15 protein-coding genes are annotated in these 25,549 nt (G+C 70.6%); 6 read left to right on the top strand and 9 right to left on the bottom strand.

All coding sequences use genetic code 11. From position 1 onward, the window contains the following. Positions 1 to 13: 13 nt before the first annotated feature. Positions 14 to 2,173 carry a hypothetical protein gene (locus tag BL254_RS28335; protein WP_254858038.1) on the top strand — a complete coding sequence of 720 codons (2,160 nt, stop codon included), beginning with the start codon at positions 14 to 16 and terminating at the stop codon, positions 2,171 to 2,173. Here the strand turns inward: BL254_RS28335 and BL254_RS27020 are convergent. From BL254_RS27020 to BL254_RS12115, 7 genes are all read right to left on the bottom strand, one after another. Next, positions 2,082 to 4,391, bottom strand: coding sequence for a hypothetical protein (locus BL254_RS27020; protein WP_217699271.1), 2,310 nt, complete (start codon positions 4,389 to 4,391; stop codon positions 2,082 to 2,084). The genes BL254_RS28335 and BL254_RS27020 overlap by 92 nt on opposite strands. A 122-nt stretch (positions 4,392 to 4,513) precedes the next feature. After that, positions 4,514 to 5,398 (bottom strand): helix-turn-helix domain-containing GNAT family N-acetyltransferase, encoded by an 885-nt coding sequence (locus BL254_RS12140; protein ID WP_076843342.1) that lies wholly within the window; start codon positions 5,396 to 5,398, stop codon positions 4,514 to 4,516. Between the two features lie 752 nt (positions 5,399 to 6,150). Then, positions 6,151 to 7,254 (bottom strand): glycosyltransferase family 1 protein, encoded by a 1,104-nt coding sequence (locus BL254_RS12135; RefSeq protein ID WP_076843341.1) that lies wholly within the window; start codon positions 7,252 to 7,254, stop codon positions 6,151 to 6,153. Between the two features lie 304 nt (positions 7,255 to 7,558). Beyond that, positions 7,559 to 9,403 (bottom strand): glycosyltransferase, encoded by a 1,845-nt coding sequence (locus BL254_RS12130; RefSeq protein WP_076843340.1) that lies wholly within the window; start codon positions 9,401 to 9,403, stop codon positions 7,559 to 7,561. Beyond that, complete coding sequence (locus BL254_RS12125) at positions 9,400 to 10,932, bottom strand: glycosyltransferase family 2 protein (protein WP_083731017.1); 1,533 nt, start codon at positions 10,930 to 10,932, stop codon at positions 9,400 to 9,402. Before BL254_RS12125 ends, BL254_RS12130 begins: the two co-directional genes overlap by 4 nt. After that, positions 10,929 to 12,350 carry an ABC transporter ATP-binding protein gene (locus tag BL254_RS12120; RefSeq protein WP_139342282.1) on the bottom strand — a complete coding sequence of 474 codons (1,422 nt, stop codon included), beginning with the start codon at positions 12,348 to 12,350 and terminating at the stop codon, positions 10,929 to 10,931. Before BL254_RS12120 ends, BL254_RS12125 begins: the two co-directional genes overlap by 4 nt. 71 nt (positions 12,351 to 12,421) lie before the next feature. Then, complete coding sequence (locus BL254_RS12115) at positions 12,422 to 13,357, bottom strand: ABC transporter permease (RefSeq protein ID WP_083731016.1); 936 nt, start codon at positions 13,355 to 13,357, stop codon at positions 12,422 to 12,424. Positions 13,358 to 13,630: 273 nt separating this feature from the next. On the opposite strand from BL254_RS12115, the gene BL254_RS12110 reads away from it, so the two are divergent. Together BL254_RS12110 and BL254_RS12105 are read left to right on the top strand one after the other, a co-directional pair. Further along, complete coding sequence (locus BL254_RS12110; protein ID WP_047222328.1) at positions 13,631 to 16,210, top strand: haloacid dehalogenase; 2,580 nt, start codon at positions 13,631 to 13,633, stop codon at positions 16,208 to 16,210. 267 nt (positions 16,211 to 16,477) lie between these two features. After that, the gene (locus tag BL254_RS12105) at positions 16,478 to 18,136 is read left to right on the top strand and encodes a class I SAM-dependent methyltransferase (protein WP_235433393.1); all 1,659 of its coding nucleotides are present in this window, start codon (positions 16,478 to 16,480) and stop codon (positions 18,134 to 18,136) included. A 185-nt stretch (positions 18,137 to 18,321) separates the two neighbouring features. Here the strand turns inward: BL254_RS12105 and BL254_RS12100 are convergent, their stop codons facing one another. Both BL254_RS12100 and BL254_RS12095 read right to left on the bottom strand, forming a co-directional pair. Next, positions 18,322 to 19,968, bottom strand: coding sequence for a hypothetical protein (locus tag BL254_RS12100; protein ID WP_052914447.1), 1,647 nt, complete (start codon positions 19,966 to 19,968; stop codon positions 18,322 to 18,324). A gap of 350 nt (positions 19,969 to 20,318) precedes the next feature. Beyond that, complete coding sequence (locus BL254_RS12095; RefSeq protein ID WP_254858037.1) at positions 20,319 to 21,038, bottom strand: DapH/DapD/GlmU-related protein; 720 nt, start codon at positions 21,036 to 21,038, stop codon at positions 20,319 to 20,321. Between the two features lie 512 nt (positions 21,039 to 21,550). Here BL254_RS12095 and BL254_RS12090 point away from each other — a divergent pair. The 3 genes from BL254_RS12090 (at position 21,551) to BL254_RS25975 (ending at position 25,139) form a co-directional block, all read left to right on the top strand. After that, complete coding sequence (locus tag BL254_RS12090) at positions 21,551 to 22,456, top strand: glycosyltransferase family 2 protein (protein WP_076843339.1); 906 nt, start codon at positions 21,551 to 21,553, stop codon at positions 22,454 to 22,456. A 108-nt stretch (positions 22,457 to 22,564) separates the two neighbouring features. Beyond that, on the top strand, positions 22,565 to 23,983 hold the full coding sequence (locus BL254_RS12085) for a glycosyltransferase (protein ID WP_076843338.1): 1,419 nt from the start codon (positions 22,565 to 22,567) through the stop codon (positions 23,981 to 23,983). 598 nt (positions 23,984 to 24,581) lie between these two features. Continuing rightward, a complete protein-coding gene (locus tag BL254_RS25975; RefSeq protein WP_139342281.1) occupies positions 24,582 to 25,139 on the top strand; it encodes a hypothetical protein in 558 nt (185 codons plus the stop codon). The last annotated feature ends 410 nt before the right edge of the window (positions 25,140 to 25,549 follow it).

Genomic DNA, 25,549 nt, shown 5'->3' with positions numbered 1-25,549 from the left:
TCTGGGCGCTGGAATGACGTCCGTGCCGCCACCCGGTGACCGGACGGCGGCTGTCCGGACGCCGGGCGGCCGGCCAGTACCCGGTCGGCTCGCGGGCGGCCGGGTGACGCTCGGCCGGCTGTCGGCTGTTCGGTCGCTGGCTGGCCGGGCGGCGGGCTTTCGCCAGGGGGCGGGCTTTCAGCGGGGGGCGAGCTTCCGCCGGACACTGGGAGCCGGAGCGCGGCGGCACGCCGTCTTCGTCGGGATCGCGGCGGCCGGCGCCCTCCTGCGCGTGCTGGTCATCGTCGCCTACCCACCCGCGATCATGTATCTCGGGGACTCGGCCGCCTACCTCGACCAGGCGTGGAACGGGCTGTGGCCGGGGGACTGGCGGCCGTCCGGCTACCCGATGTTCCTGCTGCTCATCGACGGCCACGCCCACCTCACCAGGCTGGTGATCGTCCAGCATCTGCTGACGTTCCTGGCCGGCGTGGGCCTGTACGCCGTCGCACTCCATACCGTGCGTACCGCCTGGATCGCAGCCTGTGTTGCCGCGCCGGCGCTGCTGTCACCGTGGGTACTCGACCTCGGCCAGTTCGTCCTCGCGGACAGCCTGTTCGGAGCGCTGGTCACCGGCGGAGTGATCATGCTTGCCCGTCCCGGCCGGCCTGCCGTACGGGCCTGCGCCGTCGCCGGGCTGCTGCTCGGGACGGCCGTGACGATCCGCACCGTCGGTTATGGCCCGCTCGCCATGGGTGCTGTCGCACTGCTCGCCATGACCGCCCGAACCCGCATCCAGCGCACCGACACCGACAGCGATGTCAGCAGTCGCGGTGTCAGCGGCCGCGGTGGCGCCGGCGGTGATGCCGACCCCGGCGGCGCTGACGTCGGCCCCGACCCGGCAGCCGCCTACCCGCACCGCTTCTCCTGCTTTTCCCCCCGCTTTCGCCGGCTTGCTCGACAACGCCATGATCGTTGTGATTCTGATGCTGTTGGAACAGCACTCAACTCGCAAGAATCATGGAACGCGAGCTCGGTCGGTGCCGGTGGCCGGCGCATCAGCGGCGCCAGCGGCAGTGGTGTCAGCGGCACCGAGGGCGGTGGTACGGCTGACGGTACCGATGGCACTTATCGTGTTGTAATCGGTACTGAAAGTGCTGATTATGGTGCTAAAAGCAGTCAAAATAGTGCTGTCCGTGCTGTCCGTGCTGTCCGTGCTGTCCGTGCTGTCCGTGCTGTCCGTGCTGTCCGTGCTGTCCGTGCTGGCGGGGGGCTGGCGCGGCTGGCCGCGTTCGTGCTCGCCGCCGCTGTGCCGATCATCGGCTACTCGACGTGGAGCGCGGCGAACGGGGGCGCCTTCYCCGTCTCGGCGCACTCCGGCTTCTTCCTGTACGGGCGGGTGGCGCCGTTCGCCGACTGTGACGTCCTGTCCCGGGAGGACCTTCGGACACTCTGCGACCCGCGGCCGGTGGCGCGGCGCCCACAGCCCGACATGTACCTGTGGCCCGACGACTCGCCGTTGCGCCAGGGCAACGACGGCATCCCCGCCGGGCGTGAGGAACTTGCCGGGCAGTTCGCCGCCGAGGTCGTCCGGGCCCAGCCGACGATGGTGGTCACCACCACAGTGGCCTATCTGGCCGGCTACTTCTCGCCCGTCCAGCACGAGAACGCGCGGACCTCGCGGGCGGTGACCTGGGAGCTGCCCACGGAGCTGACCAACATCCTGCCCGCGCAGAACCCGCATGCCGCCGACGGCCACTACGTCCTCACCGGGATCTCCCGGCCGCTCGCCGGGAAGCTGGCGGCATACAGCCGGCTGGGCTACCTGCCCATGCCCCCGGTCGGAGCCGGCCTGCTCGCCGGCCTGCTCGCCGGCATCGCGGCGGCGGCCGCCAGCACCCGACGAGGCCGTGCCAGGCCGGCTGCCGCCGGGGCCGGTTCGGCCGGGCCGGGGCGGATGTTCTGGCTGGCGTCCGGAGCGGGGATGTCCGTGCTCGTGCTCGCGGCGCTGACCGCCGGCTTCGACTACCGCTATCTCGCCTCCGTCATCGGCCTGCTCGGCGCCGCCGCGGTACTCGGCTGGGCGGCTCTGGCACGGACGCTCATGCCGCTGGCCCGGCCGCCGGCACCGACGCCGCCCGCGCGGGCGGCGCCCCCGACGCAGACGGAGGTGTCGCGGGCGGGCAGCGGGTGAACGCGGTGATCTCGCCGGTCAGCGGCCAGGACCGCCTGGTCGGCTCGTCCGGGCACCAGCCGAGCCCGCCGAGCAGGGCGTGCAGGCTGCGGACGGCGTCCGGGAACACCAGGTTGTAGGTGACCAGATACAGCGTGCCGGCCCGCGGACGCCCGGCGAGGAACGGCGGGATCGAGGCGTCCCAGCCCAGCGGGGGCAGGATCAGCGTGTCCGCTTCGGCGACCGGCGGGCCGAACGTGCCCGTCACCGGATGGCCGGCCGTCGTCGAGTGGCCATCCGGTGACGGGTGGCTGGYTGTTGCCGGATGGCCGGTCGTTGTCGGGTAGCCGCCGTAGTAGCGCGCGTAGTACTGCTGGGCCTTGTACCACTGCCGTTCGTCCCAGCGTCCGGGGATCACGATCTGGATGTCACCCGGCCCGGCTGTCCGCCGCTGGACGGCGACCAGCTCCCGCATGTCGCCGAGCAGCAGCGGCCCGGCCGCGCTCGCCCGGATCTGCCTGCCCCGCTGGGCCCCGACCGCCCCTGCCGCCAGGACGAACAACACAACCGCGACCGCGAGCAACACAGCGATCACACGACCAGGCCCGAGCCCGCCCGGCCCCGCCCACAACCGGCTCGACCCGAGGCAGTCCATCCCCAACCGGCTCAACTCCCGCTGACTCGGTTCCGGCTGGTACGGCACCAGCCACAGCCGGCACAGCCTGGCTCGGCTCAGCCGTGACCGGCTCAGCCGTGACCGGTTCGGCCCGGGTTCGGCCCCCTGGAGCGGGGCTGGCCGAGCCCGTGTTGGCCGGGGCAGCGCGGACCGGAGCAACGCCGACCCACCGATGCCGGCGAGCACGTACAGTAATGGCAGCAGGAACAGGTTCGCTCGGACGAACCCAACCGGCCATAGTCCCGCCGCCGAGGCGAACGCGATCAGCGCCAGCGCCCCGCCGAGCGCGACCAGCAACGCCCGGCCCGCCCTGCCCCGCACCGCCACGACCAGGCCGACCGCCCAGCACAACAACGCCCCGACGATCACGCACACGTGCAGCCGGTGATCCGGATCGGCGAGCAGCGGCGAGCCTGTGAACGGCGAACCGAACTGGGCGTCCGGCCTGGTCATCGCCGCCGTGAACGTGTTGCGGGGAAGCTCCCACAGAGCCGTCCGTAACCGGCCGGCGGCATTGTCCCGGGTGAGGAAGAAGTCCCGCCAGTACGGATTCGTGGTCAGATAGCTCTGCGGCAGGACGAACAGCACAAGGTGAGCAAGCCCGCAGCCGCCCACCAGCACGGACCCGACCAGCCCCGCCAGTATCGGACGCCGCCCCGGGCTCCGCCAGGTGCGCTGCTGCGAGCCCTGCCGCGGGCGGGCCGTCTCCGGCGCCGCGGCATCCGTTTCGATCGTGGTGCTCAGGGCCCGCTGTGGACGGTGCGCCCACCAGGCCCGGGCAGCGTCCACGACGTCCAGTAACAGCAGCGGAGCCAGGACGAACAGCGAGGTGACGGTCATGACCGCGCACAGCGCCATACCCGCCTGTGCCGGCCACGGGCGCCGGCCCGCCTCGGCGCGGCGGCGCGCGCACAGCCACAGGTGCAGGACGGCCGCCGTGCAGGCGGCCTCAGGCAGGTACGACTTCAGCTGCATCCCGTAGACGAGCAGCCCGCCGTTGACCGTGAGCAGCTCGGCGACCACCGTGGCCGCCGGCCGCGACAGCCACCACCGGCCCAGCAGGTAGGTGACCAGCGACAGCGCGACCAACGCGACGATCTGGGGCACCCGCAGGACGAGCTCGGTGTTGCCGCCGAGGGCGACCGCCAGCTTCTCGACCGCGAACCAGCCCCCCGAAAGCGGGGCGTTCGCCGTCCGCAGGGCCTCGAACCAGCCCGCGCCGACGCTGAGGTGGTACGCCCGCCACGCCTCGTCGTACCAGAGCGGACGCACCAGCGTCGGCCACAGCGCGGCGACCACCACCACGTCCAGCCCGACGAGCGCCGCGACAGCGACCCCGTCCCGCCACCGGCCAGCGCCCTGCCCCGCCAGGCCGGCCCACCGCCGCCCACCACCCCGGGCCGCCGGGCCTGACCATCGCCGGCCGCCGGTCCGGCCTGCCGAGCCGAAGCGCCACCGTCCACCACCCCGGTCCGCCAGGCCGGACCGCCGCCGATCAGCCTGGGCCGGCTCCGCTCCGGCCGCATCCTGGCTGACGGACACCGGCCCGTCGACTGCGTCCACCACTCCTGGAGGCTACGAGAACCCCCTGCCCACCCCCGTCAGCCGGATACGCAGTGCCGGCGGTGGGAAAGCTGCCGCCACATCAGCCCGCTTCAGGGCGGCCACAACAGTCGATCCGATGATCAATATGGCGGGGTCAGCGGCTTCTCGAAGAAATGGGTCGCGAACGAGTTGTCGTTGTAACGCCCCACCGGCTGGTAACCCGCCCGTCCGTACATCGCGACGGCCTCGACGAGAGTCTCGTTGGTGTCGAGCCGGGCGGTGTGGTGGCCGAGGGCCCGGGCGGTGTCCTCGAGGCGGCGCAGCAGGCGTGACCCGATGCCGGCTCCGCGCCACGCGTCATGGACCCACATGCGCTTGATCTCGCCGACGCCGTCGTCGATGGTCCGCACGCCGCCGCAGGCCACCGGCTCGCCGTCGCCGACTGCCACGAGGAAGACACCGGCCGGCGGCGCCAGCAGGAAGGCGTCATCGTCCGTCTGCCCCGCCGGGTCGTAGCCGAAGCGCCGGCCGAGCTCGGCGAAATAACGGGCGACGGCCTGCCGGGCGACCGGGGAGGCCGGATCGACGGCCTCGAACTCCACCGTCGCCGCGCGTACCAGCAGGTCGGCCTCGGCCAGGGCGGCGGCCAGCCGGGCCCGCTGCCGCGCGGAGAGCGGGTCGACGAGGCGACGTGCCTGATCCTCGGAGTGTTCCTCCAGCTCGGCCCGGCGCCGTCGGCCCTTGTCGCTCAGGCCGACACGTCGGTGTCGCTGGTCCACCGGGTCCGGCGTGACCTCGATCAGTCCCTCTTTTTCCAGCCGTCGCAGCAGCCTGCTCAGATACCCGGAGCCCAGCCCGAGGCGGACGCGCAGCGCCTGGGACGTGGCCGGTTCAGCGCCGATTTCGGTCAGCAGGCGCGCGGCCCCCAGCGGCAGGCCCGTCCCGAGGAACGGGTCCTCCAGAGCGCCGATCCACTGGATGTAGCCGCGGTTGAAACGCCGTATGACGCCGGTGACCTCGTCCATGTTCGCTGACTTTAGTCAGAACGAACAACGGCCACCCCAGCCCACGAGGCGCGGGAGCCACCGAAAAACAACCCCATTTTTTGATGTTGGCCCGCCGGCCCGGCTCGTCCAGGCGGGATGGCAGCCCACACTCCCGAACCACGGATCAGAAACCAACATCGTTCCAGCGCTCCCGGGTCCTGCCTCTTTTGCCTGCGCGGGGACCGCACAGCAGTGCATCGCCCTCACCTACGAGAAGAGTTGCAATCCGGCTCGGATTTTTCCCGTGCGGGGACCCTGCCACAGTTTTCATTCCCGCTGAACTGCGGCGATGCAAGATCTTCGCTCAATCTCCGGAGGGGTCTGGAGATAACTGCGCCAAAATTCCCGATCAATAGCGTTTGTACAGGTTGGCGGGATGTTGATGTTTTTCGCAATCTCCCTGGTTCTTCGGCGTGTCGGAGGTTACGGGCGGCAATCAAGGTGCTGTCGTTTGACTGTGGCCGTGCTGTGCGCTGCTCGGTTGTGTGCATCCGTGGGTGCCCTGGAGTTCCGCTTCGGGCACGGCCTCTGGTCGAAGGGCAGGTGGGAACCGCTACTACCACAGCGCTTTTCACCTACGGCTTCCGCTGTTGTAGGTCGAGACCGCTGCTGTGACGACGGAATCCACCTACAGGGTGGGGTGGATCAGGTGAGGGAGGCGCGTGGACGGCGGCGGTGTGTTCGGCGGTGCGGCGCCAGGTGAACGTTATCCACCTACGGGGCGGGGTGGATCAGGTGAGGGAGGCGTAGACGGCGGCGGTTTGTTCGGCGGTGCGGCGCCAGGTGAACGTTCGGGCGTGGGAGCGGCCCGGGGCCGGGTCGGGGATCTCCTTGAGTACGCCGATCAGCGCGTCGGTGAAGGCCTCGGCGTCCATCGGTGGGACGAGCCGTACCCCTTTGCCGGCCAGCGGGCCGACGACCTCCCGGACGGCGGGGATGTCGGAGGCGACCACCTGGGTCCCGGCCGCCAGCGCCTCCAGCGGTGGCAGGCCGAACCCTTCGTAGAACGAGGGGAAGCACAGGGCGACGGCTCCGGCGACCAGCCGGCGGAGCTGGTTCGTCGGCAGGTAGCCGGTGGTGATGACCGCCCCGGTCGGCAGCCTCGACTGGTCGGGCAGCGGCCCCCAGCCGGATGGCCCGACGAGCAGCAACGGCGGGGCGTCGGCGACCTCGGCGTGCAGGCCTCGGACCGCCTCCAGCAGGGTCGGGAGGTTCTTGCGCGGCTCAAGGGTGCCGACGAACAGCAGATACCGTTCGGGCAGGCCACGGGCGGCGAGCCAGCGCGCGGACGGCGGGGACGCGTCGAACCAGGCCGCGTCCACACCGAGCGGGGTCACGGTCACCGTCGCCGGATCCAGCCGGTAGGTGTCGACGATCTCGGAGGCGATCGCAGCGCTCGGGGTGACGACGGCGGCGGCGCGGCGCAGGCCGCGCGGGACCAGTTCCCGGTAGCGGGCGGACGCCGTGGAGACGGTGCTCGTGAGCTTGAGATAGGCGAGATCGTGGATGGTCAGCACACCGCGGGCGCGGCGCAGCGGCGGCAGGACGAAGTTCGTGGCGTGCACCACGTCGGCCGCGCCGGCCAGCCATTCCAGTTTCGGCGCGTCGGTGCGCGCCCATGCCTCGTGTACGAGTCGGGCCGGGATCCGGCGTGCGGCCGGCCGTACGCCCGGTGGCAGGGCCGGGGCGAACTCCTCGAGCCCACGCCAGGTGAACGCGGTCGCGGCCACGTCCAGGCCGGGCAGTAACGGTAGTTCGGCAAGCAGATGGCCGGTGTAGTGGCCCACTCCGGTACGCGGGCCGAGCAGGGGCGTTCCGTCCAGGATGACCCGCATCGACCTCGCTCCTCTCCATGCGTACGTCCGTGAGTACCACAGTTGCCCGGCGACACCACCCGCCGGGCCGTGGGCCGGCAGGCCATGCTGCCGGTAGCTTTCGGCAGCCGGCGTGAACGGTCCTGCTGGTCGGTGTCTCTCGGTGGTCAGTACTCCCGGTGCTGCTCATTCTGGTGGAGCATGATCGCCAAAGGTGATCAAACGGTTCTCCATGGTGAGCCATTCCAGGGCTCGACGTCCTTGGATCGTGACGACGTTGTTCGACGTTGCCTGTCTTGTTTGTTTTCTGTTGAGCGGAGAGCAATCACTGAAAGTGATTGCTCTCCGCCTGCCGCGACTTGCTGTAGAGGTGGTGGCGGGTGGCTGTGTCGCGCCAGCGGGTGGCGAACGCCGTGTCCGAGTACTCCTGGGCGCGGGCGATCGCGCTTGCCGCGAGCCGCCGGCGCATCCCGTCCTCGGTGGCCAGGCGCCGGGTGAACGAGGCGAGCTGCTGGGGGGAGGTCCAGCGGAAGCCGTCGAGCCCGTGCCGGACGATCTCGCGCTGGCCGGCGCTGTCGATCACCACGGGGACGCATCCGCCGGCCATCGCCTCGACCGTGGTCATCCCGAAGTGCTCGGCCGTCCACGGCCGGCGCTCGACATCCTCCCCGTAGCCGGTCGCGGACCAGAACACCGAGCAGGTGGACAGCAGCCGTTCCACCTCGTGCCGCGGGGCGTTCGGGTGGATCTCCACCGGCAGGCCGCGGGCCGCGTCCCGGATCTGCTCCAGGTAGGGGAGCTGGGAGTCCTCACAGCCGCCGACGACGTGCATCCGCCAGTCGGGCAGCGCGCCCGAACGGCACAGCTCACCGAACCAGCGCACCATCTCCAGCTGCCGCTTGGCGTGCCCCAGGCCGGGGGCGAACAGTCGCCCCACGCTCAGCACCGACGGCTCCCGCTCCCGCGCCGGGGCCAGGCGCGCCACCTGGATCGGCGGGTAGAGCAGGTCGGCGTCGGTGCGCCACAGCCGGCGGATCCAGTCCCGGGTGTAGGCCGAGTTCGCCATGACCACGTCGTAGGCGTCGAGGTAGCCGAGGTCACGCGGGTCCGTGAGCAGCCAGGGGAAACGCAGCGCCACCCGGGCCCGGACACCTTCGCGCCGGTCGGTCACCCGTGGCCGGCTGAGCGCCACCCCGAGCTGGCGAATGTCCCGGGATGCCGCCGCGCCGCCCGCGGGCCGTCCCGTCCCGTCCGCCTGGCTCGTTCCGTCCGGCGGGCTCGTCCCGTTCGGCGGGCTCGCCGCGTCTGATGTGTCATTCGGCGCGTCTGATCTATCAGGTGTATCTGAGATGCCAGGTACGTCAGGTGTGCCCGGAGCGCCTGTCGCCGCGGGGGTGAACGTCTCGCTGACCAGGATCAGTTCGGTCCCGGTGGACGAGGCGGGCAGCGGCACGGAGATCGGCGTGAACACGGCGCCGACCTCGATGTCAGCGAGGGCCTGCCCGGTCGCGTCGAGGACGCGCAGCCGTACCGTCCCGGGCGCCCCTGGCCGGCCGACGTCGGCGTGCAGCACCCGTTCGCCGCCGGGGGAGACCGAGAGGATCCCCGCGCCGTTCGACCAGACCCACTGCCGGCGGCGGCCGCCCTCGGGCGGATACCAGCCTGTCCCGTACCCGACCGCCGGACGTACGCCCCGCAGGAACGGGCTGCCGGCGCGGATCGCGGCCCGGCGCCACGCGGCCGCGTCATGATCGGCCGGTGTCGGAAAGAAGCACAGGTACGCCGCGTGCTTCGAGCGGGGGATCAGCCGGCTCATGTACGAGCCGTTGACGAACAGGTCGTACTCGGCGCTGATCTCGGCGACGGCGTCGTCGCCCCGGTCGGGCAGCAGGCGGTACCGGCAGCCGGACAGGTCGAGCCCGAGGTGGGCGCCGAGCGCGTCCAGGTCGACCGCCGAATGCCCCAGCAGGTCGACCTCGGCGCCTTCGGCCGCGAGCACCTTAGCGATCATGCCGTTGTGGCGTTCCCCGCCGCCCATGGAATGCCAGAACCTGTTGTAGACGGCGGCCCGGACGCCGCCGGCCGGCCCGGCCACCGCCAGCGGGGCGCGTGTCCGCGCCGGCCCGGTCGCCGAGCTGGTTGTCGGCCCGGTCGTCGGCCCGGTCGTCATCGTCGCACCAGCCAGTTCTCCAGCTCGTGACGGCGGGTCGAGGCGGTCCGCGAGATCGCCCGCCGGCGGGCCAGCATGGCCGGCAGCAGCCGCAGGTAGGAGGCGATGACCGTCAGTCGCAGCCAGGTCGGGCGCAGCGGGGGGCGGCTGCGCGCCGTCCATGCCTGGCGCAGCGTCCGCAGCGCGATCGACGCGGTCGTCAGCGGGTAGCGGGCCACCGCAGCCACCGCGATCCGGGCGCTCGCGTCCTTGGTGAGCATCAGCAGCCGGTTACGGTCGGTGTGGAAGACGAACAGCGGTGACCATTCGACACTGGACGCCGAGTGGACGTGCCGCAGCGCCGCGTCCGGTATGTAGCGGATCGTGTAGCCGCGGGCACGGATCCGCCAGGACAGGTCGGTGTCCTCGTAGTAGAGGAAGAAATCGTCGTCGAACCAGCCGAGTTCGTGCCCGAGCCGGGTGCGGATCGCCATGCCGTTGCCGCAGGCGGTGAAAACCTCCTCGGGGCGGGCGAACTGGCCGGTGTCGATCTGCTGATAGCCGCGGTCGGCGCCGTACCCGTCGCGCAGCACGATCCCGCCGACATTGTTGATCACGTCGACGCGTGCCACGTCGCCCGGGACGGTGAACTCCACCGTGGACGGTTCGGCGCCGGCGTCCAGGGTGACCGACCCGCCGTCCCAGCTCAGCGTGACCGGTTTGGCTGCCTGGCCGGCCCAGGTGAAACCGAGTGTGACCGGGCCCCCTTCCGGGACCGGGACGCACAGTTCGCCGTCACCGCGGGTCCAGAAGAACGGCGCGTCCGGGCCGCCCTCGGCGCCGAAGGTCAGTTTCTCCCACAGCACCTCCCGCAGCGTCTCCCGGCCGTCGACGGTCACCGACGACACCCGGACGCCGAGCTGGCGCGGGTCGTGCGGGCCGGGGGTGAAGGTCGGCGTCGACAGCCGCAGCCGCAGGAAGCGGGGGAGGAAGACGACCTTGCCGGTGACCGCGCCGAGCCGGTCGCCGCCGGGGGCGTCGAACGGCGCCAGCAGGTTGGCCAGCCAGTCCGGCTCGGGCACCGCGTCGTTGTTGAGCAGGGCGGCGTACGGGGTGGTGACCGCGCGTAGCGCGAGGTTGTTGCCGCCGGCGAAGCCGAGGTTGGTCTCGGAGGGCACCACCTGGACCCACGGGTAGCGCTCGGCCAGCAGGGCGCGGGAGGAGTCCGCCGACGCGTTGTCGACCACCCACGTCTCGAAGGCGAAGCCGGTGACCTGTTTGGCCAGCCCGTCCAGGCAGGCCGGGAGCAGGTGCGCGCCGTTCCAGTTGACGATGACGACGGTCACCAGCGGTTCGGCGGCCGACTCGACGTTCGGCTCCCCGGCCACGGCGGTCGGCTCGACGGCTGTGCCGGCGGGCACGGTGGTCGGGCCGGTGGCCGCGGTGGTCAGGTCGGGGGCCGCCTCGGTGGCCGCGTCAGTCGGCTTGGCGGGTGTGGCGGTCAGGCCGGGAGCCTCGGGGGCCGGGTCGGGGGTGGTCGAGTCGCTCATCCGCGGGCCCTCGCCTCGTAGTCGACTTTGAGCAGGCCGCCGGCCTGCGGGCCGCTGATCCCGAACAGGTCGTCGAAGCGCCGTTTGGTGATCGGGACGCCGGTGGCGGCGTCGGAGACGTGCACGCTGATCGCGAACGCGCCCAGCAGCTCGGGGATTTTCGGCACGGTGAAGTCCACGGTGAGGAGTCCGGGTCTGCTCGGTATGCCGCCGACGGGCGTCTCCATCAGCCAGATCGGCAGATCGTGCTGGCCGAGAACGTAGACGTGTAGGTAGATCCGTTCCGGCGCGTCCCGGGTGAGGTCGAGGGTCAGGGAGACAGTCAGTTTCTCACCCGGGTCGAACTGGACCTGGGGCGGCCCCCCAGGGTCCCTGGCGAAGGTCGCCATGACGGGCTGGACGGCGGCGACGTCGTAGGGCACGGAGCCGTCCGAGGGCAGGCTGCCCAGGCGCTGCCGCAGCAGCCGGGTGCCGATCTCCGGCGCGCCGTCGAAGATCATCGAACCGGACTCCAGGACCAGGACCCGGTCGCAGATGCTCTCGACCAGGTCCAGGGAGTGCGTGACGAACAGGATCGTGCGCCCCTGCCGCCGGAACTCCTCGATCTTCGCCAGGCACTTCTTCTGGAAGGCCTCGTCCCCGACCGCCAACACCTCGTCCACCAGCAGGACGTCCGGGTCGACGTGGACGGCCACGGCGAACCCGAGCCGGACGTACTGGCCGGACGAGTAGTGCTTGACCTCGTCGTCGATCTTGTGAGGGAGCTCGGCGAAGTCGACGATCGAGTCGAACATCCGGTCGATCTCGCGACGGGACAGGCCGAGCAGGGACGCGTTGAGGTAGACGTTGTCCCGGCCGGTCAGTTCGCCGTTGAAGCCGGCGCCGAGCTCCAGCAGGGAGGCGATCCGCCCGCTGACCGACACCTCGCCGTGGGTCGGGCGCAGGATGCCGGCCAGCACCTTCAGCAGCGTGGACTTGCCGGAGCCGTTCGCCCCGGCGAGCCCCACCGTCTGGCCGTTGCCGATCTCCACGTCGATGTCGCGCAGCGCCCAGAAGTCGTCCCCGCTGGCCTGCCCGCGGCGGACGAACAGCTCCTTGAGGCTGGTTGCCCGCCGGTGGTAGGAAATGAACTTCTTGCTCACACCGGTCGCCCGGATCACCACTGGGGTAACCGGCGGGGATCCCTGAGCCGCCGTGGACGCCTCGCCCACCGCGTCCGTCCGGCCTGTCACGTCCACCGGGCCTGCCCCGTCCGCCCCGTCCGCCGGGCCCGCTACGGGCGCTGGGCCCGCCGGACCCGTCGCGGGTGCGGGGGCCGGGGTGATCGCCGCGTCCGAAACGTCCGCGTCCGAGGCGTCCGAGGCGTCCAAGGCCTCGCCGGTCACGGTCGGGCCGGCTGGTGACTGCTGCGCTGGCACGYCTGTCAAACCTTCCTCACTGCCTCCGCGGACACGATCATGACGGTTGTCGTGGCCACTTCAGCCGGGTTCTAGAGATCCTCGGCGAAGTCGGCCTGCATGCGGCGGAACACGTGTGTTCCCAGCCAGAGCAGGCCCAGCGACATCGCGCCCGCGACAGCAAGATGTTCGAGGTAGAAGAAGTATCCGGGGTCGGCCAGGATGCCCTGCCCGTTCGCGGGGTTGACGGTCGGCCCTTTGTAGATTGCCCGCTGGAAGGTCGCGACGACCGTCGCCATCGGATTCAGGAAATAGATCCACGTCCACTCGTGCAGAAGTTTACGGATCAGCCCGACCGGATACACGATCGGGTTGAGCCAGAACCACGCGAGCAGCGCCACCTCCAGCAGGTGCTCGGTGTCGCGGTATCGGACGTTGAGCGCCGACACGAGCATGGCCAGGCCCATCGTGAAGATCATCGCTACCGCGAACGCCGGCACCAGCAGCAACAGCTGGAAGCCGACGAAGCTGTAACCGAGCGCCGCGACCACCGCGAAGAGCACGGCGAGCTGCAGGACGAAGTGGACGATGGCGAATCCCACGGYGGAAAGCGGCAGCACCGGCAGCGGGAAACGGACCTTCTTCACGAGGTTCGCGTTGAAGACCACACTGCCGCTGGCCGCGGACACGCTGGCGGAGAACGCGTTCCAGATCAGCAGGCCGGACATCAGGTAGACGCCGAAACGGGGCACCCCGGCGTTCATGATGACCTGGAACACCAGGGTGTACACGGCGAGCAGCAGCAGCGGGTTCGCCAGCGACCAGGCGAACCCGAGGGTCGACCCCTTGTACTTGACCTTGAGATCCTTGCGGATCAGATTGCGCAGCAGCTCCCAGCGCACCCGGGTCTGGGCTCGGCTGCGACGGGCGAGCCGGCGGGAATCCGGGCCCCGCCCGTCGTCGTGGATCCGTCGCCGCGCCGCCGGCGTGGCCGCCGGTGCGGACCGCTCATCAGTCAGGTTCGACACCGACAACCTTCCGTGAGCCGCGCCAAGTGGGAAACGGGCCCGACGCTACCGGGAACACCGGATCGCACTGACCGGCGGACACCGCGCCGAGACGATACGTGGCCGGCCTGGCGCTCCGGCGGCCGGACCTGGTACTCCGGTGACTGCGGCCACCGGGCCGATTCATAGTATCGGGCCGTTCATTCAGCTCCGGCCGGTCACTGTCCAGTCTGACCCGGATACCAGCCGGCCTGTCGGCGGTGGCCACGGTGCCCCCGTCTGTGGAGGACGCCCGTGTTCACCGACGTCCGGATCCGTGAGGTCTGGTCCCATCTGGAGTCCGGCGGGGCCGAGGTGCTGACGTTGGACGTGTTCGACACGTTGCTGCTGCGGCTCGTGCCCGAACCGACCCACGCCTTCCTGCTGCTCGGGCACCGGCTGGCCGCCGCCGGGCTGCTGCCGCCGTCGCTGTCGCCCGCGCAGTTCGCCCAGCTGCGGGTGCACGCCGAGACCAGAGCCCGCGAGCGCAGCCAGGCCGGGCGCGGCACGCCGGAGGCCCGGCTGGACGAGATCTGGTCGGTGCTGGCGGCGGCGCTGCCCGGCAGCGGCAGCATCGACGACCTCGTCGCCATGGAGGTCGCTCTCGAACGGGACATCTGCCGGGCCGACCTGGCCGTTGCCGAACTGGCCGAGCTGACCATCACCAAGCTCGGCCGGCCCGTCCACCTGGTCTCCGACACCTACTTCTCGCCGGACCAGCTGCGCCGGCTGCTGCGGCGCCCGGAGCTCGCCGGCATCAGGTTCACCCAGGTGCTCACCTCCAGCGACGCCGGGGTGAACAAGAGCAACGGCCTGTTCGCCCACGTGCTCGCGCAGGCCGGGGTCGCGGCGTCCCGGGTCATCCACCTGGGTGACAACCCGGTCGCCGACGTCGAGGGCGCCCGTGAGCACGGGATTCTCGCCGTCCACTACCCCAAGTACACCAGCGGGCTGGAGACGACGCTGGACCTGGAGGGGCTGCGTTCCCGGCCCACCTCCGACACGCCCGTCGACCCGGTGCACGGCGACCACGGGGTGACCGCGATCCGGGCCCGGACCCTGCACCGCGCCGACGCCGCCGCCGTCCCACCGGGCCTGCGCCGTCACTGGGAGACCGGCGCGACCGTGTTCGGCCCGGTGTTCACCGGATTCGCCGAGTGGGCCGTCGAACGGGCCGCGGCCTACGGGGTCGACCGGATCCACTGCCTCATGCGCGAGGGGGTGTTCCTCGCCCGGGCGCTGGCGGAGCCCGGGCACGACCGCGGGATCACCACGTCCCCGCTGTGGGCGTCCCGGCAGGTGTGCGCGCTGGCCAACGTCTTCGAGGGCAGCCCGGAGGAGCTGCGCGGCTTCCTGACCCGGCGGCACGCCCCCAGCGTCGGGCAGCTGCTGCGCCAGCTCGGGGTGGGCGTGGAGGAGGTCGCCGGCCTCTCGGCGCTTGCCGGCCGGCGGCTGGACGTCCCGGGCCTGCTCGAGGAGACCCTGCGGGCGCTGTGCAACGACGAGCGGGTCCGCGGCGAGATCGTGACGACCGCGAGCCAGCTGCGGGAGCGCTACCTGCGCTATCTCGACGCCCAGCTCGGCGACGCGGACCGGATCGTCATCGTCGACCTGGGCTGGGGCGGCACCATCCAGGGCCTGCTGCACCAGCTGCTGGTGGCCTCCGGCCGCGAAGTGGAGATCGTCGGCCTGTACCTGGCGACCAACGCCGGCGCCAACGTGCACCGCCTGTCCGGGCTGCGGCTGGAGGGCTATGTCGCCTCCGGCGGCGAACCGGAGGCGCTGTTCGCCCCGGTGATGCGCAGCCCTGAGGTGCTCGAGCAGCTCTGCATGCCCGACATCGGCTCGCTGATCGGCTTCGACGAGGATCTCACCCCCGTGCTCGCCGCCGACCACACCTCCCGGACGCAGGTCGCGCAGCGGGCCGCCGTCCAGGACGGGGTACTCGCCTACCAGCGGGAATGGCTGCGTTACCACCGCAGCGAGACACCGATGCCGTCTCTGGTGTCGGACGGGGCGCGGCTGGCTGCCCTGCGCACCCTCACCCGGTTCGTGACCCGGCCGATCCCGCAGGAGGCGTTCGCGTTCGGGATGTGGTCGCACGACGACAACTTCGGCTCCGAGTCCTCCGAAGGGCTGCTGCCCGCCGATCTGCTGCGCAGGATGCCGTACCTGACCTCGGCCGATCTTGAGAAGATCCCGATGCAGGAGCTCTACTGGCCGGCGGGGGTGGCGGCGGTGGCGAACCGGCCGCTGGCGGTCGTCAGCGGGCTGGCCGCGGGCGCCGGGATCTCGGCGCTGGAGGTCTCCCCGGAGGCCGCCGCCGGACCGGTCGAGGTCTACGTCGACGCCGGGGCGGACTTCGCCGCCGGCCCGAAGGAGTCCGCGGTCACCCGCTCCGGGCGGGACGGGCTGTCGCTGGTGCGCCTGCGCATCGACGGGGTCGGCGTCCGCCGGGTGCGCATCGACCCGGCCGGCCGGCGCGGCCTGCTGCGGCTGGACTGGCTGAAGCTGTCCTTCCACCTCAACAACGTCACCGAGCCCCACGAGGTGACGATCACTTCGGTCCTGGACGAGGCGCGGCTGCACCTGCTCGGGGCGCGGGTCCTCCAGCCGAACCTGATCGAGATTCTCGGTGACGACCCGCAGCTCATCTACGTGCTCGACCCGGTGGCGCAGGCACATCTGGCGGCCACCTACGCCATTGACGTCGAGTTCGCCTTCGGGTGGCTGGGGATCCGTTCCGATCCGCTGGCGATCCCGACCGAGCAGAGCGCGCCGTTGTCACGCCGGGCCGTCCAGCGGCTGCGGCGTGAGCTCGAGGAGCGTTTCTGAGCCTGTGCTCTCGGGCCGCCGGCGGCATGATCGTATTTTGCCTGTGCCGCCGAAGGGTTCCAGGGACCGTTGAAGCTGCCGGATGCCCCTGAAGCCGGATGCCCCTGAAGCCGGCCATCGAAGGAGGCCACTGAAAAGGCGCCGTGGTCGGAGGTGGTGCGATCGTGGTTGCCGGGCGCGTCGCTGGAAGCATCCAAAGAAGACTCTGAGGGAGAATCGGTCGATCGCGATGGTGCGGTCGTTGCGGACAATGTGGACGGGGTCGCTGTGAGTGATACAGCTCTGGGTGGGGCCAGCGTGAACGATCTTGCTGTGGGCCGTCCGGCCGAGTGGCGCGGTTCCGCCGGTGACGGTGGGCCGCGTGGCAGCGCCGGTGAGCATCCCGCGGCGAACCTGTCAGCGCCGGATCCCGGCAATCGGGTGCCCGCGGACGCCGACGCGGGCACCCCCGTCCCGGATCCTGATCCCGCCGGGGCCGCCGGGGCCGCCGGATCGGATGGATCGGATGGATCGAATGGGATGGCCGGGGCGCGGCCGGGTACGCCGTGGTTCGGCGTGCCGTCCGCCAGCCGCGCCGCTGCCGCCCACGGCGACCAGGAGGCACAGGACAATCAGGAGGCACAGGACAACCAGGAGACCGGTGACGATCGGGGGACGCGCGGCGATCGGGAGAGCGGCGGCGTGGTCACCGCCCGCGTGTCGGGGAGCATGCCGGCTGCCGTCGCTCCTGGCGGCGTTGTCACTGAACGTGAAGGCGTCGACGATCGCGAGGAGGACGTCTTGGGCGGGGCCGATGAGCCTGACACGTACGCGGTCGAGTCGGCCCCCAACAGGACGTTGCAGCCGCTGCTGCTGCACTCCCTCGCGGAGCTGCGGGAGATCTGGGTGCCGCTGCTGAGGGCCGCCGACATCCGCAGCGTCGCCGAGATCGGCTCGGAGAGCGGCGCCACCACGTCCCTGCTCGTCGACCTGCTGCGCGGGCGTGGCGGCGGGAAACTGGTGGTCATCGACCCGGATCCGGGCGTGGCGCCCGAGCCCGGAGACGGGCTCGAGGTCGACGTGGTGCGCGGTTACAGCCCGCAGGCCCTGGTCGGGCTCGCTCCCGCGGACGCCTACCTGATCGACGGCGATCACAACTACGCGACGGTGACCAGCGAGCTGGAGACGATCGCCGACGCGGCCCGGGCCACCGGCCGTCCCTACCTCCCGTTGCTGATCATGCATGACGTGGGCTGGCCGAACGCCCGGCGGGACTCCTACTACACGCCCGAGCGCATCCCGGAGCCTGAGCGGCAGCCGTACTCGTGGGAGCTCGGGGTCCGCCTCGACAGCACCGGTGTGGTCGCCGGCGGGCTGCGGGGTGAGGGGGCGTTCGCGTGGGCCCGGTCGGAGGGCGGGGCGGGCAACGGCGTCCGCACGGCGGTCGAGGACTTCCTCGCCACCCGTCCGGAACTGCGCCTGTTCGTGGCCGCGCCGATCTTCGGCCTGGGTATCGTGGTGGACGACCGGGCCCCGTACGCCGAACGGGTCGACGAGCTGCTGCGGCCGTGGGTGCGTAACAGTCTGCTGACCCGCCTGGAACGCAATCGGTTGGACCTCTACCTGCACGTGCTACTGCTGCAGGACGAGATGATCGACGCCGCTCGCCGGCGGCAGCGGGAGTGGGCCCGCCTGGACGCGGCCCTGGCCGACCGTGCCACGACCGAACTGCGGCTGCTCGACGCGGCCGCCGAGGCCGAACGCGCGCTGGAGGCGGAACGCGCGACCGCCCAGCAGCTACGCGCAGCCCTGGCCGACGAACCGAAGCTCGTGCACGCGGCCCGGGTGGCGAACGCGGCGCTCAAGGTCCGGCTGGGCGGTCACCGCGGCGCGCGGGCGGTACGTACGGCGCGTGCGGTACGCGGAGCCCTGCACGCCCGCCGCTGACCTCCCCGCACCCCGCCGGTACCCCAGGCCGTGATCCGCTCCGCGGCCGGCGCGGTCCACGGCCACCAGCGCCGAGAAAGATCGCCGAATCTTTGTCGTTTTGTACACTTTTTGTTCCTGCTGGCGTACAAAATGACAAACTATTCTGGATCATGCTCCGTGCGGGTGGCTGTGGTGCGTCCGCGTCATGGGGCCGGCGTTGTGGGCCTGGCGGCCCGGGTGTTTCGCGCGAGGCTTATGGCGGTCAGGATGGCGAGGGCCAGAGCCGACCCGAAAACGACCGCGATGCCGGCCGCCGGCCACGGCGACCAGGCGGCCATGGCGCGCAGGGCCGCGACCGGCCCGCCCCCGGCGGGCCGCCAGAAGTGGCCGAGGACGAGCCATGCCGCGTCCAGCTGGATGCCGACCGCGGCGGCGAACACAGCGAGCGGCAGCCAGCGGGCCGGGCGTGGCCGCAGCGCCGCGGCCAGCGCGGCGGCTCCGGCGCCGGCGAGGACCGCGACCCCGACGAAGCCGGTGAACAGGTACCGTCCGGAGACCCCGGTCATGTGCCCGGTGCGGACGAGGTGGGCGGCGGCCTGCCCGCCGACGATCACGAGCAGGCCGACCGTCGGCCACAGCATGAACAACAGGTCCATCCGCTGTGCCCGGCCGCGGGCACGTAGGAGGCCCCAGCCGAGCAGGCCGCCGAGCAGGAGCGAGGCGACGAGCACCAGCACCGGGGAGAGGTCGGCTTCGTACCAGCCGATGGAACCCCACCAGCGGGTCGCCAGCCGTTCGGACATCCACGACCAGTAGACGCTCCAGTCCCGTCCGACGTACTCACCGGGCGGGAACCCCGGTGTGCGCGGCTGGACGGTGTGCCAGCGGAGGACGTTGACCAGCCACCACCAGCCGCCGGCGGCGATCCCGAGCCCGCCGCAGAGCACGGCGGGTCGCCACAGCGAGCGCGCGCCGCGCAACCGGGCACAGACGTACGCCGCGGCGATCATCGGTATCAGCACGACCGCGAAGAACTTCGTCAACAGCGCGAGACCGGTGAGCAGCCCGATCCAGCAGGCGGTCCGCGCCGAGGTGTCCCCGCGCAGCACATGGACGACGGCCACCGTGACCAGYCCGCCGAGGCCGATCAGCAGGTTGTCGTTGCTGACGCTGGAGCCGATGTGGACCAGTTGCGGCACGGCGCAGGGGACCAGCGCGGCAACGGTCGCGGCGACCGGCTGGGGGCACAGGCGTCTGGTGGCGGCGTGGGCCAGCAGCGGCAGCGGCGCCACCATCAGGACGTTGCTCATCCGCAGCAGACCGATGGTCACGTCCCAGCGCAGGGCGTCGCCGCTGCCCGGGAGCACTTTGAGGATCATCGCTTCCAGCAGGTAGTACAGCGGTGGGTGTTGCACCATCTGCTGGATGTAACCGGACGGCTGCCCCGGGGCGGCGAGATCCCGCCAGGCCGGCCGCTGGGAGTCCGGGGGCGCGTCGTGCGCCGGGATCGGCGCGACGGTGAGCTCGTAGGGGCTGGTCCGGCTGCCGAACGGTGACGCTCTGATGGCACCGACCCCGTCCGGTGTCACCACGGCGTCGCCCGGGTGCGGCCAGCCGTCGCCCTGGACGAGCCGCATGACGGCGTCGACCTGGTTCGGTTCGTCCGGCGCGTGGTAGTGGGGCACCAGTATCGACCAGGAGGCGAGCAGGCAGGCGAACGCGGCGGTGATCAGCCAGATGTGGCCGGGTGCCTGGCGCAGGATTCCAAGCGGGCTGAACCGCTCCGCCGGGCGGTCACCGGACGGTTCCACGGCAACCGCGGCGGCGGTCGTTCCGACTGCGGCCTCCATCAGGGCGGCTCCGGGACTCGGGCCCGCGGCGACGCGAGAAACACGTGATCATGCCGCCTCCGGCCCGCTGGCGGGTGGGGCTGGGATCTCCGGAAACGGATGGTTGCCATCGTACGTAGGGTTTGTGCCTTTTCGACGGCTGCGTGTGCTGTGACGCTTTCGTTCTTCGCGGCTGCCAGGAATCATGCCGCCGCAGTCGCGACCGCGGAAAGCGAGGGAAGCGCGGGAAGACGGAAAATCCGGGCCGGTTGGCCAGCAGGYCGCCGCCGGTGGATCAGATTCAGATCAGGAGATCAGACGATCAGGGGATCGGACGGGAGACAGAAGATCGGACAGGGAGACAGAAACGGTCAGCGCCAGGAGTCGACCTGRCCGACCACCTTCGCCGGGCTGCCCGCGACGATCGTCTTGGCGGGGACGTCCCTGGTCACCACGGCGCCGGCCGCGACGATCGCGCCCTCACCGATCGTCACCCCTTTCAGGACGATGGCGCCGGTACCGATCCAGGCCCGGTCCTCCAGGACGACGGGGGCGCTCACCGGCTGCTCGACGCCGTCCACGGTGATGGGGTGGAAGTCGTTGTCGAGGATCTGGGTGTTCCAGGAGATGTTGCAGCCGGCGCCGATGCTGACCCGTTCCCGCACGAGGATCTTCGCGAAACCGTTGATGTTGACGCCGTGGCCGAGCTGCAGCAGGCCGGAGTCCACCACGATGCGGGTGCCGCGCTGCACCGAGACGACCCCCTCGCAGCGCAGCCRCCCCTCGGGGTGGATCCGCAGCACAGAGACGTCCCGCCGGGTGGAGATCCCGAACGGGCCGAGGCCGATCCGCAGCGCCGCGCCGTCGGCGAACTCGATCCGTTCACGGCCTTCGAGCACGGTGGGCGAACCGGTCCAGATGGGCTGACCGTACGTCAGCGGATAGCGCAGCCCGGCCACGAAGGAGCGCGCCGAGGTCTCCCGTCCGGCCCGCAGCGCTCGGACGTTGCGGGCGTACTCGCGCGCGTCGTCGACGAACCGCCGGTCGAACCGGTTGACCTGACTGCCGAGACGCTCGATGAGCCCACCCATGGCCGGCAATCCTAACCGGTCGGCCTGGGCCGATCATGACCTCCATGCGCCCCCGTTCACCATCGGCTCACCATCGGCTCACCATCGGTGGTCATGCTGGGATGTACCGCCAGTCGCGTCCGTCCCGGCGTGCGCCGTCCCGTGTCCGCACCGCCGCCACCCGGGTGGTCGCACCTGGGTAGTCGCACCCGGGTGGTCGCGTCGGCCGAGGGTGTGGCGGCGGGGGCGGGTCACCGCGCCGTGGGACCTCCGTGACCGGTCGGTGGCCGCGGCGTGTAACGCTGGCATCCGGTAACCCTGGCATGCGGACGGGGCATCCCGAACACGTGCGGAGGAGGTTGTGATCATTCGACCCGACCGGCCCGGCCGGTCCGGCCGCAACTCGACGGCACCGGTGAACCCCCTGTTCCCGGACGGAAATCAGGAGCCACATCGACGTGAGTGTCAGCGTTGTACGCGCAGCTGTCAGCCCCGGCGTACCGGTCCCCAGGAAGCAGAGCGGCGCCGGGCCGGTGGCGGAGGTACCCGCCGCGCCCTATGTGACGGTCGTACTGCCCTGCTACAACGAGCAGGATCACATCATCCACGAGCTGGAGCGGATCACCGCCGCGATGGACACCAGCGGCTACAGCTACGAGCTGCTGGTCATTGACGACAAGTCGACCGACAACACGCTGGCGTTGCTGCGCGGCGTGATGCACCGCTTCCCGAACATGCGGCTGATCGCGTTCCGCCGCAACGGCGGGTCGGGCACCGCGCGCCGGATCGGCACCCAGGACGCCCGCGGGAAGATCGTGGTCTGGACCGACGCGGACATGACCTACCCGAACGAGCGCATCCCGGAGTTCGTCCGCCACCTCGAGGCCTGTCCCGACGTCGACCAGGTGGTGGGCGCGCGTACGACCGAGGAGGGCACCCACAAGTGGGCGCGGGTGCCGGCCAAGTGGTTCATCCGGATGATCGCGCAGCGGCTGTCCGGCATGAAGATCCCCGATCTGAACTCGGGGMTGCGGGCGTTCCGGCGGGAGGTTTCCCTGCCGTACCTGCGGCTGCTGCCGCCCGGGTTCTCCTGCGTGACGACGATCACGATGGCGTTCCTGTCGAACCAGCATCCCGTCGACTACATCCCGATCGACTACGCGAAGCGCTCGGGCAAGAGCAAGTTCCACCCGTTCCGGGACGCGCGCCGCTACATCCTGCAGGTGCTCCGGATGGTGATGTACTTCGACCCGATCCGGGTGCTGATGCCGATCGCCCTGTGGATCATGGGGCTGGGTTTCGTGAAGCTCGTCGTCGACCTGATCCGATACGACCTGCGGGTCACCACGTCCACGCTGCTGGCGATCCTGGTCGGTTTCCAGATCGTCGTGCTCGCCCTGATCGGGGATCTCGTGGCCCGCTCCCGCGGCGGCGACTGATGCCCCGCCGGGTTGCGCTGATGCCCTGTCGGCTTCCGCGGTGACGGATGTTCCGACGGCGACAGACGTGCTGACAGCGACAGATGTGCTGACAGCGATGGATGTTCCATGGTGACGGACGAGGCGACAGGCGAACGGTCGGGGACGCCCGCCGGGGCGCCGGCACGATCACGGATCGCGATTGTCGGCCCGACCCACCCCTACAAGGGTGGCGTGGCCCAGCACACCACCGAACTTGCGCACCGACTCGCGGTGCGCGGGCACGACGTCCGGCTGGAGTCCTGGTCGGCGCAGTACCCGACCCGGCTCTACCCGGGCCGGCAGCGGGTGGACGCCCCCGAGACGTGGCCGTTCCCGGCGACGTCCTACCCGCTGTCATGGCGGCGGCCGGACACCTGGGTACGGCTGGGCCACCGGCTGCGTACCGGCGCGAACGCCGTGGACGCCATGATCATCGTCGTGGTCACCCCGATCCAGGTGCCGGCCTACCTGGGCATCCTCGCTGGCCTGCGCCTGCCGACCCCACGTCTCGGGGGCGGGTCCGTGGGCGCGGGGCCGGCGGAGGGCGGCGAGACCGTTCGCGGGAGACGGGGTGTCCCCACGGTTGGCGGCAGGCGGCGGGAAGGACCGGTGGCGCTCGCGCTGTGCCACAACGTGTTGCCGCACGAGCGGCGTGCCCTGGACGTCCCACTGGTGCGGGCGGTGCTKCGTAGGGTGTCCGGGGTCCTGGTGCACACGCCGACCGAGGCCGAGCGTGCCCGCGGCCTCACCACCCGCCCGGTGTGGGTGGCGCAGATGGCCCCGCACCTGGGCACGGCCGGCGCCCCGCAACCCGCCGCTTCGTCGCCCGCCGCTTCGCAGTCCGGAATCTCGCAACCCGGCACTGCRCAACCCCGCACTGCGGAATCCGATACTGCGCAGTCCGACATCGCGGAACTCGACATCGCGGGACTCGGCACTGCGGGGGCCGAGGCCGAGCTGCGCGGTGACGGCGTCCCCGGCCGGCGCCTGTTGTTCTTCGGGCTGGTCCGGCCGTACAAGGGGCTGGACGTCCTGCTGCGGGCGCTCGTCGCCGGCCCACCCGACGTGCGCCTGACCGTCGCCGGGGAGTTCTGGGGTGGGGTCGACGACACCCGGCGGCTGGTCGGCGAGCTCGGCCTGGCCGGGCGGGTGGACCTGCGTCCCGGCTATGTGCCGGCCGCCGAGGTGCCGGCCCTGTTCGCGGCCGCCGACGCRCTGGTCCTGCCGTACCGGTCGGCGACGGCGACCCAGAACGCCGATCTGGCCCATCGTCACGGCCTGCCGGTGGTGGCGACCTCTGTCGGCATGCTGGCGCGGGCCGTGCGCGACGGGGTGGACGGCCTGCTGGCAGCCCCGGACGACCCGGGGTCGCTGGCCGCCGCACTGCGCCGGCTGTACGAGCCGGGAGTGCTCGACACCCTGCGCGCCGGGATCGTCCCACCCGACGCGGACGCGGCATGGGACCGCTACCTGACAGTGCTCCACGACGCTCTCGGCCGTCGCTGACAGGTTGCGGCCTGGGGACTGTGTCCAGGGATGGCCCCGGAGACAGCCCCCGAGGCGCTCCCGGACGTGCCGGTGTGCGCTGTGCCGCCCGGCCGCTCCGGGCGCGGAGAACAACTTCTGGAACAACACCTGCCGCCACCGCGTGTCAAATCTTCCCGCCGGCGGGCGACCATTGGGTGATCAGGGGCAGCCGCGCCCCGTGACGCCGTCCCGTGATTTCTGGTTGTGCATCAGCGGATATTTGTTTGGACGCAACGCCGGCCGGTGTCCCCGGCTGGTGGTCGGATGCGTCGACAACAAATCTCGCGCAACATCGACATGTAATCTCCAGGAGCAGTGGCATAGCGCCGGACGGTGTGACACGGTGAACGCCGTGAACACGACGGGGTGACGTCCGCCCGTTCGACGATGTCGGGCCCAGATCATTCCGTCCGTCTCCACCGCTTTTCCTTGTGTTCTCTCGCGTTGTTCCACGTTCTTCCTCCCGCTACTCGTCCGTGTGGACGTGTAGGTCGCCCATGTCTTTCCCGGACTGTGCCGTAGGTCGGTACGGTCCGCCAGGGCCTGGGCTCTCCGCTGTTTTCGGGCTCTTCAGGACATGATCTGGATTACTGACTCGCTGCACCTGTCCTACTTCCAGTACTATATCTGCGACTTCGATGTTTCTCCTGACGTGGAAACTCTTTTTAAAATCCACCACGGTAACTCGCTGGTCGCGGCTGGTCCTGGGCATCTCACAGTGATGGGTGGAACGCACACCGGAAACRTGCGACTAACGATCGATGAATGYGATGTCGAACCCACTCTTAATCTTGAAGCTTGGGAGGTGGTAGTCGATATTAGTCACTACAGCACTAATGGTGAGACATGCCTGATGCAATGGGGGGCGAACGCAGTATTGGATGCCGGTGTTCTTTCACACGTCGGTCGAGGCTGGTATCGAGTACGGGTACAAGCACGTGGTCRCGATGAGGCGATGAAGCACAGTACGGTTCTCGGTGAGCCCATAGAAGAGCATGCCATCGGCATCTGGCCGGCTCCTCCTGCGCCTGAGCATGTGCATAAAATTGGAGATAATTTCGGTCGCGGTATCTGGGATTCAAGCAGTCCGCCGACGCCACCCGTATATCCCGAACTCGAAGATGATGAGATATAAGAAACACCTCAACATCATTTTCAATATTGTTAATGCTGAACGCGTAGTTCCACCAGGCAGGGCGTGGTGCGCCGCACAGGCAGAGAACACACGGGCAGAGAAGCAGGAGGGGAGTGACCTGGTGGGAGGAAGAGAAGCATCATGTAGGTAGATGATCCTGTGGGTCTGGCTCACTGCCTGCACGTTGCTGCTGTTCCTTGCCGGCTGTGGCTGGACTGGGCAAGGCGAGCAGTGTGGTMGGGAAGCCGTGCCGACCGCTTCGCATCTTCCTCCGGATCCGATGCTGACCGCTTCGCCCGTTCCTTCAGATCCGATGCCGTCCGCTGGGACTGGGGCCCCGTCGGCGCAGTCCACGCCGCCTCTGGCAACACCGTCGATCATGATGGCGCCGTCCAGTCGGTCGTCCCCTC

The organism is Protofrankia sp. BMG5.30, assembly GCF_001983005.1.
Taxonomy (GTDB): Bacteria; Actinomycetota; Actinomycetes; order Frankiales; family Frankiaceae; genus Protofrankia; species Protofrankia coriariae.
Note: the sequence above shows the minus strand (reverse complement) of the source record. Positions and strands in the feature narration are given on the sequence as shown.